The sequence below is a fragment of the Vibrio cholerae ATCC 14035 genome, from assembly GCF_000621645.1.
GTDB classification, from domain to species: Bacteria; Pseudomonadota; Gammaproteobacteria; order Enterobacterales; family Vibrionaceae; genus Vibrio; species Vibrio cholerae.
On the sequence record NZ_JHXR01000027.1, the window covers coordinates 12,493 to 28,457 of the forward strand.

At 46.6% G+C, this 15,965-nt stretch carries 13 protein-coding genes; 10 read left to right on the forward strand and 3 right to left on the reverse strand.

Translation table 11 applies throughout. The features are described from left to right. The first annotated feature begins 123 nt into the window (after nucleotides 1-123). From T411_RS0113310 to T411_RS0113320, 3 genes are all read left to right on the forward strand, one after another. Entirely contained in the window at nucleotides 124-2,079 is a 1,956-nt protein-coding gene (locus tag T411_RS0113310; RefSeq protein ID WP_001082992.1) for an ATP-binding protein, read from the forward strand. Continuing rightward, nucleotides 2,076-2,573 (forward strand): response regulator, encoded by a 498-nt coding sequence (locus T411_RS0113315; RefSeq protein ID WP_001031964.1) that lies wholly within the window; start codon nucleotides 2,076-2,078, stop codon nucleotides 2,571-2,573. The genes T411_RS0113310 and T411_RS0113315 overlap by 4 nt, the downstream gene beginning before the upstream one ends. Nucleotides 2,574-2,763: 190 nt before the next feature. Beyond that, complete coding sequence (locus T411_RS0113320) at nucleotides 2,764-3,312, forward strand: hypothetical protein (protein WP_001232643.1); 549 nt, start codon at nucleotides 2,764-2,766, stop codon at nucleotides 3,310-3,312. A 95-nt stretch (nucleotides 3,313-3,407) separates the two neighbouring features. Here T411_RS0113320 and T411_RS0113325 read toward each other — a convergent pair whose 3' ends face one another. After that, on the reverse strand, nucleotides 3,408-3,995 hold the full coding sequence (locus T411_RS0113325) for a TfoX/Sxy family DNA transformation protein (protein ID WP_001005366.1): 588 nt from the start codon (nucleotides 3,993-3,995) through the stop codon (nucleotides 3,408-3,410). 377 nt (nucleotides 3,996-4,372) lie between these two features. On the opposite strand from T411_RS0113325, the gene T411_RS0113330 reads away from it, so the two are divergent. From T411_RS0113330 to T411_RS0113350, 5 genes are all read left to right on the forward strand, one after another. After that, the gene (locus tag T411_RS0113330; protein WP_000019000.1) at nucleotides 4,373-5,293 is read left to right on the forward strand and encodes an HDOD domain-containing protein; all 921 of its coding nucleotides are present in this window, start codon (nucleotides 4,373-4,375) and stop codon (nucleotides 5,291-5,293) included. A gap of 20 nt (nucleotides 5,294-5,313) precedes the next feature. Next, the gene (locus tag T411_RS0113335) at nucleotides 5,314-6,219 is read left to right on the forward strand and encodes a LysO family transporter (RefSeq protein ID WP_000948497.1); all 906 of its coding nucleotides are present in this window, start codon (nucleotides 5,314-5,316) and stop codon (nucleotides 6,217-6,219) included. A gap of 188 nt (nucleotides 6,220-6,407) precedes the next feature. Further along, complete coding sequence (locus T411_RS0113340) at nucleotides 6,408-6,917, forward strand: hypothetical protein (protein ID WP_000826868.1); 510 nt, start codon at nucleotides 6,408-6,410, stop codon at nucleotides 6,915-6,917. Between the two features lie 109 nt (nucleotides 6,918-7,026). After that, nucleotides 7,027-8,673: a pyridoxal-dependent aspartate 1-decarboxylase PanP gene (gene panP, locus T411_RS0113345; protein ID WP_000253201.1), complete on the forward strand. Its 1,647-nt coding sequence runs from the start codon at nucleotides 7,027-7,029 to the stop codon at nucleotides 8,671-8,673. Between the two features lie 307 nt (nucleotides 8,674-8,980). After that, entirely contained in the window at nucleotides 8,981-9,835 is an 855-nt protein-coding gene (locus T411_RS0113350; RefSeq protein WP_001093848.1) for a MurR/RpiR family transcriptional regulator, read from the forward strand. 90 nt (nucleotides 9,836-9,925) lie between these two features. Here the strand turns inward: T411_RS0113350 and T411_RS0113355 are convergent, their stop codons facing one another. After that, nucleotides 9,926-11,173 carry an iron-containing alcohol dehydrogenase gene (locus T411_RS0113355; RefSeq protein ID WP_000486145.1) on the reverse strand — a complete coding sequence of 416 codons (1,248 nt, stop codon included), beginning with the start codon at nucleotides 11,171-11,173 and terminating at the stop codon, nucleotides 9,926-9,928. A 308-nt stretch (nucleotides 11,174-11,481) separates the two neighbouring features. Here T411_RS0113355 and T411_RS0113360 point away from each other — a divergent pair, with 308 nt between their 5' ends. Beyond that, entirely contained in the window at nucleotides 11,482-11,745 is a 264-nt protein-coding gene (locus T411_RS0113360; protein WP_000498418.1) for a GrxA family glutaredoxin, read from the forward strand. A gap of 201 nt (nucleotides 11,746-11,946) precedes the next feature. Further along, entirely contained in the window at nucleotides 11,947-13,623 is a 1,677-nt protein-coding gene (locus T411_RS0113365) for an aspartate:alanine antiporter (RefSeq protein WP_001018084.1), read from the forward strand. 68 nt (nucleotides 13,624-13,691) lie between these two features. On the opposite strand, the gene clpA is transcribed toward T411_RS0113365, so the two are convergent. After that, nucleotides 13,692-15,962: an ATP-dependent Clp protease ATP-binding subunit ClpA gene (gene clpA / locus T411_RS0113370; RefSeq protein ID WP_000932415.1), complete on the reverse strand. Its 2,271-nt coding sequence runs from the start codon at nucleotides 15,960-15,962 to the stop codon at nucleotides 13,692-13,694. Nucleotides 15,963-15,965: the final 3 nt, after the last annotated feature.

Below are 15,965 nucleotides of genomic sequence, written 5' to 3' on the forward strand. Positions count from 1 at the left end.
TATGAATCAAATCAGAGTATTGAATTGCAACAGTCTTGATTGGAAATTCTCCAACTCTGCTCCCACTTCATCAGCGCCATCCCTGCTAAAGTAACGGCGTGAACCCTTGCCAGAGAAAAGGTTGTGAATCGCTACGCCCTGCTCATTTTAGATAACAATCCGTTCAGTATTGAACAATGGCGTCAAGAACTGTCTGGTTTTGCCAGTAAATTCGACCTATGCAGCGCTGAATCTATTGATGAAGCTCAGCAGTGGCTTGAATTTATTGAACAACGTGAACAGATCGCCGCGTTAGTTATCGCCAGTCATCACGAAGCGCTCAATGGTGCGGATTTTTTGATTCGATTAGATAAAGTGGCGCACACCAAACACGCTCGCAAAGTTCTGGTGAGTGGTGGACAAGATATCCAAGCCATTCTGAGCGCGGTCAACGAAGGTCGCTTAGACTACTGCTTGACTAAACCACTGCAAGATAACGTGCTACGCAAAACGGCTTTACAAGAACTGACCTCCTTTGTACTTGAACACGATAAAGACAATATCTTGAGCTACAGCACGGTGTTGGATCAGCAGCGTCTGTTACGCGCGCACATCGATAATAAAATGCGCAGCTACCGTGAAGGATTCATCACGGATTATCACCGCTTATCCGATAGTGAATTAGCCGAAAAAGTGATTGGTGCGCTGTACCAGTTTTTTGATGAGAAAGACGAGACTCAAGCGTGCCGAACCTATTCCGCGCAGCATTTACTGACCGAAGAGGGCGAGCCTAACCGTTTCTTATGGTTTATCACCGAAGGCGAAGTGGCTTTATATAAGCGAGACGATCTTGGCCAACAGCGTGAAGTGGTACGCCATAAAAAAGGCAATATTATCGGCGGTATGTCATTTGTGACTGGCGAACCCTCTTTTTCGACTGCGATCACCCTAACCCAGACTGAAGTGATAAAACTTGATCGTGACGTGTTCGCCAAAGTCATGCACAACGACACCAGTCTACTGCCTCTGTTTACCAACTTACTTCTGCGCCATTTTAATCGTCGATTGCAACGCAGTATTACCACGAAACTTGAACTGCAAAAAACGTTGGAGTCTTTAGAGTCTGCCCATCAACAATTGATGGAGCGTGAAAAAATGGCGATGTTAGGACAACTGGTGGCAGGCGTTGCCCACGAGTTGAATAATCCGGTCGCTGCCATTTTGCGCGGTACTGAAACCTTATCCAGCCATATTGGACATTTGATTGAGGGTGAAGAGCGAGCGCCAACCGAGCAATTAGGTGCGCAACTATTGCAAAAAGCCATGCAGGCTAAGCCGATCTCCACTTCCGAAGAGCGTCACAAAGCCAAACAGTTAGAAGAGCTTATCCATCACCGTTTAATCGCCAAGAAAATGGTCAAATTAGGCTTGGATGACGATGAGGCCATGATCCAACTCGCCAAAAGCCGACCGGAAATAGCGCAAAAACAACTTGAACAGCTGGAAAGCTATCACCTCACCGGCAGTACTCTGCGTTCAATCCAAGTCTGTGCACAGCGGATTGCTGACATGGTGAAAAGCCTTAAAGGCTATGCACGTCCTGACGATGAAACTTATCGACTCTCCGATATTCATGAAGGGATAGAAGATACCTTGGTCATTTTTGAAAATCGCCTAAAACGGCATAGTGTCGAAAAAGAGTACGCACAATTACCATTAATCTATTGTTTGCCAATTGCGCTACAGCAAGTGTGGACTAATCTCATCTCAAATGCGATTGACGCTTTTCCTGAACATGGCGTATTGCGTATTGAAACCGAGCAGCAACGTCGTCAAGATATCGACTACGCCGTGATTCGCTTCACCGACAATGGTTGTGGCATTCCACAAGCGTTACAGCAGAAGATTTTTGCCCTCAACTACACTACCAAACGAGAAGGTAACTTTGGTCTTGGGATTGGCCTATCTGTCTGTCAACAGATCATTATGCAACATCAAGGTTGGATTGATGTCGACTCCCAACCTAACCACTACACCACCATGACGGTGTGGCTGCCTTTAATGGTATCCGCACCCACCTTGGCAAGGAGCAAGCCATGAACAAATTTTTGATTTTATGTGTGGATGACGAACGAGAAGTGCTCGACAGTGTGGTGCAAGATCTCGACTGTTTTGAAGAGCATTTCATTATTGAAGCGGCCGAATCGGTTGCGGAAGCGAAATCCGTGATTGAGGATTATCGCCAAGAAGCGATCCCCCTCGCCCTGATCCTGTGTGATCACATCATGCCGGAGCAGACTGGCATTCAATTTCTTATTGAGCTCAACCAAGAAGCCGATACCACCCGCACACGCAAGATGTTACTCACAGGCCAAGCGGGGCTGGAAGATACCGTACAAGCCGTTAACCATGCCAGTTTACACTTTTACATCGCTAAGCCTTGGCATGGAGAACAACTGCGCCAAGCCGTAAAAGAGCAATTGACTCATTACGTGATTGAGAACGAAGAGGACTTAATGCCTTGGATTCAAATTCTCGATGCAGAAAAAATTCTAAATGCGATCGCCGCTAAAAGAATGAGCTTTGGCGAATAGGGAATTTGGCACTCTAATTGCTTAAATTTCATATGAACGACAAAACTCTGACATTTTTTGATAGTAGCTTGATACATCAATGCTTTATGATGTCAAACCATGAACCCGGAGTCGATTTTAAGGCTTCAGTCACTGCAACTTTCAGGTAGTGGCCTTGGAATTAATCAGAAGATAAAGGTTTATCTTAATTATGCGTAAAACAATCGTTGCAACTGCACTACTTCTCGTCGCTGGCTCGGCACTGGCTGAAGGTGAGCGTGATAGCCGTACCGTAATGAGCAACTTTAGCTATGACTATGTAGAAGCGCGCATCGGCACCAGCCCTATGACTTTTGGTGCTGCGATGAGCCGCTCTGTTCACCCTAATGCTCATGTGATTGGTCGAATCGACTCAGAATTTGAAAGTGACTACGATGTCGCGGCCGGATTTGGATTCCACGCGCCGGTCAATAACTGGGCAGATCTTACCGGTGAAATGCTGTTTCGTTTAGTCGATGATCGCAAACGCTCTAGCGCCGATACCGGCATGGAACTGAACATTGGTATTCGTCAGTGGTTAGGGCCTCAGCTTGAGGTGGGCGGTAAAGCAGGTTACGTCTCTATCGACAACAATGATGATTGGCTAGGCTCAGTATACGCACGCTTCCACGCAACCGAGCTGTTCTCTCTCGGTGCAGAAGCTCGCATAAACGACTTTTACGACGATCAGTTGATGTTCACAGCTCGCTTTAACTTCTGATCCGTTAGGGTTCGTCGCGATACAGTAAAAAAGCCATAAGCCAGAAATCTGGCTTATGGCTTTTTTATGATTGAGAACGTGGCTAACGCTTTAACTTAACGCTGCTGACAACTTTCTAACAGTTGGCGCTTACGCGGCTCTTGCAGCAGTTTCCAGTGAATGCCTTCAATCGCACCCGCAAACTTCCACAGTAGTTTTACATCGACATCACTTCCATAAGCTTGACGCACCTTATTAAACACTTCTGGCGCACCGAGGCTCATAAAAGTTTCCACATCGTCAATGCCCGCTTTTTTTACCATACGCTCCAAAGTCAGTTGCATATTGGGTAAATCCCGTAGACGACGACTGGCTGCTGAGCGTTGAAATTCCCGCTGATTCACAGAAAACTGAATCGAGCGTTCAATAATCGAGTCTAGCTCAGGGTGATGTTGCTCATACAGTTCAGTGATGTCGTAATAGTTTACGGTTGCCGTTGTCTGTTTTTTAACATGGCGATATTTCTCGCACCCTAAGGCCAAGAGCTCAGGGTCGAGCTCTTCTCCACCACGCACAAAAATGCGGTCTTCACTGACCAACACATACATAGCGTCGTGTTGAAACAAGCCAATACCACCAAACATCGAGCGTTTTTGGTAGGCGCCAAACTTAGTTACGTAGTCGAAAAACTGTTGCTCATTCATATCCATTGATCCTTTAATCACGTTCCCCGATTAAGGAAGATCACCAGATAGCAGCAATAAAGCGAAAATAATGAAATTGTTTAGCAAGTCTATTCAATCGTTCGTATGAGCTTGCTTGTTTTATGAAGCTAATGATAGTTTACGAAGAGAAATAAGTCTGGACTTATCTCACATCGATGCAATACTTTTGCGCCAGATTATGAGACCAGTATCACAGCGTCAATTTTTTGTTGCTCCTCTATACTTAAACCTCATCTATTAAATCGCTCAATAGTTCAACGAAAAAACCAGCGTAATCGGTAAAATGCATGGAACCGTTTGCTTATTTAGTTTAGCGATAGTTAAAATGCTACCAACTTTGCTTGATCGTGTATTTTATGAGTCACCTATCTTTTTACTGGTTACCCGAAACCAAACATAAACTCATCCAAGGATTGGAAAGTGAATTTGCGCAATTGGTCGAGCTTTCTATCAGTACCGGGAAAATTTCGCTTCCCCCAATTCCAGATGTCGTTTTAAAAATTCAGCGCCTGTGCTTAGCGGAATCGACATCCATATCCGATGTCGCGGACTGCTTAATTGAAGATCCTGGGCTCTCTGCGATTGTGATTCGCGTGGCGAACTCAGTTGTGTTTAATCGTCGAAACATTACGTGCACCGATATTGTCACGGCCGTTTCACGTCTTGGCATTTTGCGCGTTCGTGATATTGTGACGGCGCAAGCTATTGAACAGTTGAAGTACTCCGTCAACCTCAGTAAAGAGTGCAATCGCATCTTACTTAAAAGTGCGACCATTTCTCGCGAAATGGGGGCCACCATGTTACTGGTGACCCAGACATTTAAGTGTGTGGATGCGAAGAAATACCAGTACCTTGAGCTAGAAAAGGCACTACTAGTCGGTTTGTTGGCGGATATCGGTATCTTCTGTCTGGTCAATGAGTACCATTTATATCTACAAAATGGTAATTATCTGGATCCCACTATTGCACTGAAGATTTTCCAATCTCAGTGCTCACCAATCAGTCAATTGGTGTTACGTCACTGGGGATTTGATCATGACTTTTTGGAAGTCGCTTGCAACACTGAGCTGGTAACCGAGCGACAAGAAGTCACTTACCTCGATATTGCTCGTATTGCTCATCACTTACTGATGTTCAGAAAGAAAGATGATGCGATTGACGATCACAATGTCGAGATCAACTCTGAAGGCGCTGAAGTGCTCTACCAGCTCAGCAACTTAAGTGAAATGGAATTTAACAACAAGCTAAGTGATGTGATCAGTGCCAGTGGCATCTGAAGTACCACTGTGAGGATGTTATGCTGTCAGGGATGATCTTTGTTTTTGCACCACTCGTGGTGGGTTATCTATTCATTATTCGTAACCCATCTCATCTCCATCGTTTGAGTCGAGCAACCTCGCATCTCGTTTACGTCATCTTATTTTTGATGGGTCTCAGTCTCGCGGGCTTAGATAACCTACAAAGTAACTTACAAACCATTGTCAAATACACGGCCGTTTTTTTCGTGGTGCTAGGGACATGCAACCTCTTAGTCTTACCTTTAGTTGATCGCTATCTGCCACTTAGTACCGATATCACTCATAAAAAAGTCCCGCTCTCAAGCATGATGTTGGAGTCTGCGAAGCTTATTTTGGTGGTCGGTGCAGGCCTGGTGGCGGGTGTGTTACTGAATCAAGACTTACATTGGGTCGAATCCGCGAGCGGCTGGATCCTCTTCCTTTTGCTGTTTTTTATTGGTATTCAACTGCGCAACAGTGGTTTATCGCTCAAACAGATCTTGCTAAATAAGCACGGAATGGTTATTGCGGCAGTGATCATCCTAACCAGTTGGCTAGGTGGCGTGATTGCTGCGTGGCTACTCGACATGCCAATTTACCAAGCACTGGCGATGGCCTCAGGTTTTGGCTGGTACTCATTAGCCGGTATCTTAGTCGGCGATGCTTTTGGGCCGGTACTCGGCGGAGCCTCTTTTATGATTGAGCTACTGCGCGAGCTAGTCGCGCTGGTGTTAATTCCCATGCTGATCCGGCGCAAACCCTGTACCGCGATTGGTTATGCAGGAGCGACAGCCATGGATTTTACCCTGCCCGTCATTCAAACCACTGGCGGTGTAAAATGTGTTCCGGTGGCGATTGTTAGCGGCTTTATTCTGAGTCTATTGGTGCCGGTTTTGATCCTGTTCTTTGTTTCTCTTGCAAGCTAGATCGCAGGATTTCCCTCTGAGCTCGTTTACAATGTTTCGCCTTGAGATTTACAATTTAGTAAACAATATTTTAACCTAACGCCCCTAAATGATTGGGTAGAACAATTCTCTTCGGGTTAGGGGTTAAGGTTTATCTCAATGAAGTCCCATCAAGAACGACTAAAAATAACAATTCAAAAGGAAAGATTATGAAACGCCTGAGCACTGTTTTACTGATGTCGGTCGTCTCCGCTTCAGCCTATGCGGATAACACCTGCTTCAGCCAAAAATACGATGCCTACATCGATGCTTCATTGAACTGGTATGCCGATCTCACCAAACTGACCAGTGAACGTAACCCAGATTTAGCCGAAGTGAGTCAATGGTTTTTAGAAGGAAGGCAGCACCACTTTGCCTTGAATCGCGCGGCTGTTCATTACTACTTACAACATGACCCAAGTAAAGTCGCAACCACCCAACATGTTGAATCATGGTTAAAACTAGAACAGCCAGAAATCAAACAATTGGCGACACGCAGCGATGAGCTTGGCAAGTTAGCCAGCGTAACCTTTGCCGACCGACAAGCCACACCTCACCCGAAAAATTATGAACTGCGCTCCGCGTTGGCAGACCTGCTCAGTCACCCTAAGCAGATCGAATCGGCGCTGAATCGCTATAATCAGGCGATTGAAAAAGTCGAAGCGATGAAGTGCCAATAATCACACACCAATGCAATCAAGGCTTTCCGAATTAAGACGGGACATTGTTCCCGTTTTGAATTAGATTGTCCCGCTTGAAGCCCATCAATCAGAATAATAACGACGCTGTATGGTATCAGAACACAAATCCGCGCAAGTCAACTTCGATTCTCTGCTCAAGATCTTCACCGTACCGGAAGGTCCAGACTCAACATTAACTAAAATCGATGAAGAGCTTTCTCGCAATTTAAACCACTTCTTGCGCAAACACATTGTGGCAGAAGAAAAGCCGCTCAAAGAGATTGAGAAAGATTTTTCCAACGCGCACATTCCCGAACAGCCTCAATTCGTTTCCGATCATACCCAATATTTACTGGATACTCTGGTGTCACACTCAGTGCACACCGCATCGCCCAGTTTTATTGGCCACATGACATCGGCACTGCCCTACTTCCTGATGCCGCTGTCAAAAATTATGATCGCTCTCAACCAGAATCTGGTCAAAATTGAAACCTCGAAGGCATTCACGCCGCTAGAGCGTCAAGTGCTAGGCATGATCCATCGCTTGATTTATGGCGAGACGGATCACTTCTATCAACAGTGGATGCACAGTGCTGAGCACTCACTCGGCGCTTTCTGCTCAGGCGGAACCATAGCCAACATTACGGCACTTTGGGTTGCTCGTAATAATGCGCTTAAAGCAGAAGGCGATTTCCCCGGCGTTGAAAAAGCTGGGCTCTTCAAAGCCATGCGCCACTACGGTCATGAAGGTTTAGCCATTTTGGTTTCCGAACGAGGCCACTACTCGTTGAAAAAAGCGGCCGATGTGCTGGGTATAGGCCAAGAAGGCTTGGTCGCGGTCAAAACCGATGCGCATAACCGTATCTGCCCACACGATCTAGAGCAGAAAATCACCGAGTTAAAAGCCAATAAGATCAAAGTGTTTGCCGTTGTCGGAGTCGCCGGCACCACAGAAACCGGCAATATTGACCCACTGCGCACCATTGCTCAGATTTGTCAGCGTGAACAGATCCACTTCCATATCGATGCGGCTTGGGGCGGCGCGACGTTAATGTCAAACCGTTATCGAGGACTGCTTGATGGTGTCGAGTTGGCCGATTCAGTGACCATTGATGCTCATAAGCAGCTCTACATCCCTATGGGTGCGGGTATGGTCTTGTTTAAAGACCCGAATGCGATGCGCTCAATTGAGCATCATGCCCAGTACATTTTGCGTCAAGGCTCTAAAGATTTGGGTAGCCATACCCTAGAAGGATCACGCTCAGGCATGGCGATGTTGGTTTACGCCAGCATGCACATCATTAGCCGCCCAGGCTATCAGCTACTTATCGATCAAAGTATTGAAAAAGCGCGATATTTTGCCGACCTGATTGATGCGCAAACTGACTTTGAGTTGGTTTCGCAACCGGAACTCTGCTTGTTGACTTATCGCTATCTACCCGAGCATGTCCGCATGGCGCTAGAAAAATCGCAAGGGGTACAGCGTGCGCAGTTGAATGAGCTACTGAACGAACTCACTAAGTTTATTCAGAAGAAACAAAGGGAAACGGGTAAATCCTTTGTGTCACGTACCCAACTCAATCCACACCAATGGGATAAATTGGCAACCATAGTCTTCCGAGTGGTATTGGCCAACCCGCTGACGACCAAAGAAATTTTGCATAACGTGCTGGATGAACAACGAGAAATCGCGCAACAAGCGCCAAAGTTGATGCGTCAAATCGAACATCTAACCCAATGCATTCTGAACCAATAATCCTTCGCTAAGAGTTACAGCAAACAGAAATAAAATTTCAGTTTGCTGTAACTCTTGCGTCAATCATGGGCTAGAAGCACCAGATATGGGCAACACCACACCTCAAAAGTGTAGTTTTTATAAAATTTAATTGAGGCTTGTCATATTCTCACGGTCTTTCTGAGAGTTTCGTTTCTGGATCCATCACGCTTAGGTTTATACTCGGTTTATTGGCGTTGGTGGGTTTAGCATTTGGAAGCCATTGATTTCTCCCCTATTGTTTCCAAAGCCCAGACCAACGAGTTGTTCTCTAGCCTGCGTGAACACTATGAATACATTAGAAAAAATTCAAAAAAACCTGGAAAACTTTAGCAAGTCTGAGCGTAAGGTTGCCGAAGTGATTATGGCATCACCACAAACCGCTATTCATTCCAGCATTGCTACACTGGCGAAAATGGCGGACGTGAGTGAACCTACGGTGAACCGTTTCTGTCGCCGCCTTGATACCAAAGGTTTTCCGGACTTTAAACTGCATTTAGCTCAAAGCCTTGCAAACGGCACGCCTTACGTTAACCGTAACGTAGAAGAGGATGATGGCCCAGATGCTTACACCCACAAGATTTTCGAATCGACTATGGCGTGTCTGGATGTGGCGAAAAACAGTTTGGATCCCGTGCAAATCAACCGTGCTGTTGACCTGCTCACTCAAGCAAAACGTATTTCGTTTTTTGGCTTAGGCGCGTCCTCTGCGGTCGCACGCGATGCACAGAATAAATTTATCCGCTTCAATATTCCGATCAGCTGCTTTGAAGATATTGTGATGCAGCGAATGAGCTGTATCAACTGCACCGATAATGATGTGATTGTGCTGATTTCTCATACTGGCCGTACCAAAAGTCAGGTTGAAATCGCCAATCTTGCTCGTGAAAACGGAGCAACGGTGATCGCGATTACCGCTAAAGATTCACCACTGGACAAAGCCAGTTCATTATCGATCTGCTTAGATGTGCCTGAAGACACAGACGTGTATATGCCAATGGCAAGTCGCGTAGTGCAAATGACCGTGATCGATGTATTGGCAACCGGCTTTACATTGCGCCGAGGTTCAGGCTTTAGAGAAAATCTCAAGCGCGTGAAAGAAGTGCTGAAAGATTCTCGCTACGACAAACTGCCGCCTTACTAGGCCACACACAAAGACAGAATAACGGAGCCCAGTGGCTCCGTTTTCATTTTGAGTCAGAATAATGATGGTTTCCAATAAGGAGGAATAGGCTCAATGTTGCCCGCTCAAGCGGCTTCCTTCCTCTTTTAGCAAATGGCGAATCTCCACCTCACCTTGTGATGCTCGAGGCTCTATCGCCGCAAGTGGTTGACAAGAGCAGACTTGATGCAGAATGTGAGTCAAGCGCTCCATGGTCAAAGGGATCGGGTTACCTTTAATCGCTGTTGATTTCAGTGCATCTGCGGCCACGCGTTCAAAAGAGGTCGCGCAGACACCAAAATCGGTCAAATTAGGAATCGATAATTTTTCTAGCATCATATTGACCCATAAGATGCCATCTTCCACACCGGCATTTTTACGGCCAGTCAGAATGCGCGAAACGATCTTATAGCGCTGTAGAATATCACTGCGCCCAGCCTCTTTAGCCACATCAATATTTTCTCGCATCACAATCGGCGCAAGTCGCGCGGTAATCACACTGTGTGGCGCATCCAATTTGCCGCCCAGTGCAGAAGCCAGTCCATGGGCGGCCCCTAATTTGGCATTGGTTGTCGCCATTCCCCCCAGCATGGCAGCGAAGGAGAGATCACTGCGTGCTTTTTTATCATCGCGCAAGCAGCCCGCGATCATCGCTCGGCTTAAACGCCGTAACCCTTCCTCACAAATCATATCGGTTAGAGGATTGGGCTCTCCACACACGTAAGCTTCCATAAGATGGGTAAACGCATCCATGGCTCCTCGACCAGACGTCACAGGATCTGTACCGTAAGTCAAAGTGGGATCAATGATCGCAACGTCCGCTAACATCTCAGGACTGCGCAAGCTAATTTTGACTCTGTCCTGCGCCGATTTCAGCACCGCATTACGCGTCACTTCAGAACCCGAGCTAGCAGTAGTCGGAATCGCGATAAATGGCAGTGGTTTGGCTTTGAGTGGCACACTGCGCCCAACCACCTCAACATAGTCATACACGTTGCCTTGATTGGGGATAATCGCCGCGACCGCTTTCCCCATATCCAACACACTACCGCCGCCTATCGCAATCACCATGTCAGGTTTAAAGCGACGACCAAGCATCGCGGCTTCTTCAACCATAGTGATGTTGGGCTCGCCAGAAACTACAACATGTTGGTAGCGCATGTTCTGCTGTTGTAGATAGGCCGTTAGAGGAGCATAGCGCTCAGCGTTTTTCCCCGAGACCAGTAGCACGCTGTATCCGTACTGGCTGATTATCGAAAGGGAGCTCTCTAGCGACCCCTCACCAAAGATGATCCGTGTCGCGGTCATAAACTGGAACATGCTCCCTCCAAGGCCTTTCACACATCAGATAGTGCTAAGCTTGCATCCAAATGGGGGAAATTTGTTTGACCCAGTGCAACTTGCCGAAATTAACCACAAAAAATCTGCTAGTTCTTGCACAACCTCACATAGAAATTGAGGATTTTCAATCTCTTCCATGATAACTGCGAGCCAAGAAGAGTGGTGAAAAAAAGCGAAGCATAGAGTAAAACCATTGTTTTTATCTATTAAATCAAGAGGAAAAATCACGCTTTATTTCCCCCTTTGAATCGGGCATAGTACCCGCAAACAAAATGAAGGAGAAAGATATGTTTGTGGTCATTTTTGGTCGTCCTGGCTGTCCTTACTGTGTTCGTGCCAAAGAGCATGCTGAAACATTGAAAGCAAAGCGTGATGATTTTAACTATCGCTATGTTGATATCCACGCCGAAGGCATCACTAAAGCCGATCTAGAAAAAACCATCGGCAAGCCAGTCGAAACCGTTCCACAGATTTTCATCGATGAACAACACATCGGCGGCTGCACAGACTTCGAAGCGTACGCAAAAGAGAATCTAGGTCTATTTGACTAATAAAATGATAAATCGAAAAAGCCTGTGAATATCGCAGGCTTTTTTGTTCGTACGAGATTCTGCAGACTTAGGATTTTTTAGCTATTTCGCTCCAAATAATGCGCATCCGCGCAAAAATTCACTTATCTTTTTGCAATATTCGGATACAATTCCCAAAATTTTATTATTTCCCCTCTTGTCACGCGTGAATTGAGTTAAATCGTGAACATCGACGTCGTTTTGTTGCTAGAGCAAAATCCAATTTTGCTGATATTTGTTGTCCTCGCCATCGGTCTCTCTTTCGGGAAAATTCGCTTTGGCAGCTTCCAATTGGGTAATTCGATTGGAGTGCTCATCACCTCTCTGATCATGGGGCATCTTGGTTTTTCCTTTACACCGGAAGCATTAACCATCGGCTTTATGCTCTTTATTTATTGTGTCGGCATTGAAGCGGGTCCTAACTTCTTTGGTATTTTCTTCCGCGATGGTAAACACTACTTAATTCTAAGCTTAGTGGTCTTGATCACTGCGACTTGGATTGCCTACTTTGGTGGTTACTATCTTAATCTGGATTATGGCTTAGCCGCCGGGATGATGGCGGGCGCATTAACCTCAACACCCGTACTGGTTGGTGCTCAGGATGCGCTCAATTCTGGGCTTGCCGCGGTACCAAGACATATGGATTTATCACTGATTTTAGATAATGTCTCGGTCGGTTATGCGATGGCCTACTTGATCGGCCTTATCAGCATGATCATGTTTGCTAAATTACTCCCTAAGTTGCAAAAGCAAAACCTGTCCGATTCGGCTCAACAAATCGCGCAAGAACGAGGGTTAGGCAGTCAGCGTAAAGTCTATCTGCCGATCATCCGTGCCTATCGAGTCGGACCTGAACTGATTAACTGGATCGACGGTCGTAATCTGCGCGAGCTGGGTATCTACCGTCAAACAGGCTGTTATATTGAGCGTATCCGCCGACATGGCATTTTGGCCCATCCTGATGGTGATGCCATTTTGCAAGAAGGGGATGAAATTGCTCTCGTAGGTTTCCCAGATAGTCACGCTCGTCTTGACCCGAGCTTTCGCAATGGCAAAGAAGTGTTTGACCGTAACTTACTCGACCTACGAATTTCAGAAGAAGAGATCGTGGTAAAAAGTGACAGCATTGCGGGAAAACGTCTCTCCGATCTTAATCTTTCGGAATACGGCTGCTTCCTTAACCGAGTCGTTCGTGCGCAAATCGAAATGCCGATGGATCTGGATATCGTGCTCGCCAAAGGCGATGTCCTGCAAGTCAGCGGCGAGAAAAGCAAAGTAAAGGGGCTGGCAGATAAAATCGGTTTTATCTCTGTACACAGCCAAATGGCTGATCTGCTTGCTTTCTGTAGCTTTTTTATTCTTGGCATTCTGTTTGGTTTGGTCACCATGACCTTTGGCCAAGTGTCGTTTAGCTTAGGTAATGCGGTGGGGTTACTGCTCTCTGGTATCACTTTGGGCTTTTTGCGAGCCAACCACCCGACTTTCGGTTATGTTCCGCAAGGCGCACTCAATATGGTCAAAGACCTTGGTCTAGCCATCTTCATGGTCGGTATTGGGCTCAATGCAGGTAGCAAAATGTTCCAGCATCTCTCCGAAGTAGGTGTGCAAGTGATCGGTTTAGCCTTTTTAGTGAGCGTTGTACCTGTCGTGTTCGCTTACTTGGTTGGCGCCTACATTCTAAAGATGAACCGCGCTCTATTGTTTGGTGCGATTATTGGCGCGCGCACCTGTGCTCCGGCGATGGATGTGGTTAATGAATACGCTAAGTCTACCATTCCAGCACTGGGTTATGCGGGCACCTACGCGATTGCCAATATCTTAATGACCTTAACGGGTACCATCTTTATCTTGCTCAGTTAAATTGGAGTTATCCAATACTGTGGATCAAAAAAGGCACCTTGCGGTGCCTTTTGCGTATTGTGAGATGTCTAGTGGACCACCTCTTCGCGAGTACCGAAATACTCGAAAGCCAGTCTGTCATCACTCAGCGTCACTTTCACTGTGCCACCATCGACTAACGAGCCAAACAACAGCTCATTGGCGAGTGGTTTCTTCAGTTGTTCTTGGATCACACGTCCCATCGGACGAGCGCCCATCTCACGGTCATAACCTTTCACTGCTAACCAGTGGCGGGCATCTTCCGAGACTTCCAGAGAAACGCCACGCGCATCCAACTGAGCTTGCAGTTCCACGATAAATTTATCGACCACTTGATGAATCACACGCTCATCTAAGCTATTGAACCAGATAATGTGATCAAGACGGTTACGGAATTCGGGAGTGAACACCTTTTTAATTTCCGACATCGCATCATGACTATTATCTTGCTGGATCAAACCAATCGATTTTTTCACCGTTTCGGCCACACCCGCGTTGGTGGTCATCACAAGAATCACGTTACGGAAATCGGCTTTACGGCCGTTGTTATCCGTCAGCGTACCGTTATCCATCACTTGTAGGAGCAAGTTAAAAATATCGGGGTGCGCTTTTTCAATTTCGTCCAACAAAACAACCGAGTGCGGGTGCTTAATCACAGCGTCCGTCAATAACCCACCTTGGTCATAACCCACATAACCTGGAGGTGCACCAATCAAACGGCTTACCGAATGGCGCTCACCGTATTCAGACATATCAAAACGTAGCAGTTCGATACCGAGCAGCTTAGAAAGCTGCAGAGTCACTTCTGTTTTACCAACCCCAGTTGGACCTGCAAACAGGAAAGAACCGACTGGCTTATGTTCTGCGCCTAATCCAGCACGGGTCAGCTTGATCGCCTCTGTCAGCACATCAATCGCCGCATCTTGTCCAAACACCAACATTTTCATCTTCTGATCCAGATTCTTCAGGATGTCTTTATCAGAAGAGGAGACGGATTTTTCTGGGATCCGCGCCATTTTGGCGACCATGGATTCAATTTCCGCCACACCGACCGTTTTCTTACGACGGCTTGCTGGCATCAAACGTGCCCGCGCACCCGCTTCATCAATCACATCAATCGCTTTATCAGGCAGATGACGCTCATTAATGTATTTGGCTGAAAGTTCAACCGCAGCACGCAGCGCTTTATTGGTATAGCGCACATCATGGTGAGCTTCGTATTTGGTTTTCAATCCCATCAAAATCTTGGTGGTATCGTCCAATGAAGGCTCAACAATATCAATCTTTTGGAAGCGGCGAGATAGCGCACGCTCTTTCTCAAAAATGTTGCTGTACTCTTGATAGGTGGTTGAGCCGATACAACGCAGTTTACCGCTACTGAGCAGAGGCTTAATTAGGTTCGCCGCATCGACTTGACCGCCAGAAGCGGCACCCGCACCGATGATGGTGTGAATTTCATCGATAAACAGGATGGCGTCTTTCTCTTTCTCAAGCTGTTTCAAAATCGATTTGAAACGTTTTTCGAAATCACCACGATATTTGGTGCCCGCTAACAGCGAACCAATATCCAGTGAATAAATCACACTGCGCTGAATCACTTCCGGCACATTGCCTTCAACAATTCGCCATGCCAAGCCCTCCGCAATCGCAGTTTTGCCGACACCCGCTTCTCCCACCAGCAGTGGGTTGTTTTTACGACGGCGACACAGAACTTGAATCGTACGTTCCAACTCTTTGTCACGGCCAATCAGTGGATCGATCTGGCCTTGTTTTGCTAACTGATTAAGGTTGGTCGCAAAACTTTCCAAACGCTCGTCAGCACTCACCTCTTCAGAAGTATCACTGCTGCCAAACGAATCGGAAGAAGAGTCTTCACTATGGTTAGACGCTTTGGTAATGCCGTGCGAAATAAAGTTAACAATGTCCAAGCGGCTGATGTCATTTTTCTTCAGCAGATAGGCCGCGTGCGACTCTTGCTCACTGAAAATCGCCACCAGCACGTTGGCTCCCGTCACTTCGCTTCGACCGGAAGATTGCACGTGGAACACCGCGCGTTGCAGTACGCGTTGGAAACTCAACGTCGGTTGTGTCTCGCGAGTTTCGTCATTTTTGGGGATAAGAGGCGTGGTCTGGTCGATAAAAGTATCCAGCTCACGGCGTAATACATCAATGTCGGCTTGACAGGCTAACAGGGCTTCCCGCGCTGCATCGTTTTCCAACAATGCAAGTAGGAGGTGCTCGACGGTCATAAATTCATGTCTTTTGTCTCGTGCCCGAGCGAACGCGCCGTTTAGACTCGACTCTAATTCTTTGTTAAGCATAAG

Excerpts from the sequence above, each read along its gene's own strand:
- T411_RS0113330 (WP_000019000.1), top strand. The coding sequence starts at position 4,373 with ATGAGTCACCTATCTTTTTACTGGTTACCCGAAACCAAACATAAACTC.
- T411_RS0113315 (WP_001031964.1), top strand. The coding sequence starts at position 2,076 with ATGAACAAATTTTTGATTTTATGTGTGGATGACGAACGAGAAGTGCTC.
- T411_RS0113350 (WP_001093848.1), top strand. The coding sequence starts at position 8,981 with ATGAATACATTAGAAAAAATTCAAAAAAACCTGGAAAACTTTAGCAAG.
- T411_RS0113360 (WP_000498418.1), top strand. The coding sequence starts at position 11,482 with ATGTTTGTGGTCATTTTTGGTCGTCCTGGCTGTCCTTACTGTGTTCGT.
- T411_RS0113340 (WP_000826868.1), top strand. The coding sequence starts at position 6,408 with ATGAAACGCCTGAGCACTGTTTTACTGATGTCGGTCGTCTCCGCTTCA.
- T411_RS0113355 (WP_000486145.1), bottom strand. The coding sequence starts at position 11,173 with ATGTTCCAGTTTATGACCGCGACACGGATCATCTTTGGTGAGGGGTCG.
- T411_RS0113325 (WP_001005366.1), bottom strand. The coding sequence starts at position 3,995 with ATGAATGAGCAACAGTTTTTCGACTACGTAACTAAGTTTGGCGCCTAC.
- clpA (WP_000932415.1), bottom strand. The coding sequence starts at position 15,962 with ATGCTTAACAAAGAATTAGAGTCGAGTCTAAACGGCGCGTTCGCTCGG.
- T411_RS0113320 (WP_001232643.1), top strand. The coding sequence starts at position 2,764 with ATGCGTAAAACAATCGTTGCAACTGCACTACTTCTCGTCGCTGGCTCG.
- panP (WP_000253201.1), top strand. The coding sequence starts at position 7,027 with ATGGTATCAGAACACAAATCCGCGCAAGTCAACTTCGATTCTCTGCTC.
- T411_RS0113335 (WP_000948497.1), top strand. The coding sequence starts at position 5,314 with ATGCTGTCAGGGATGATCTTTGTTTTTGCACCACTCGTGGTGGGTTAT.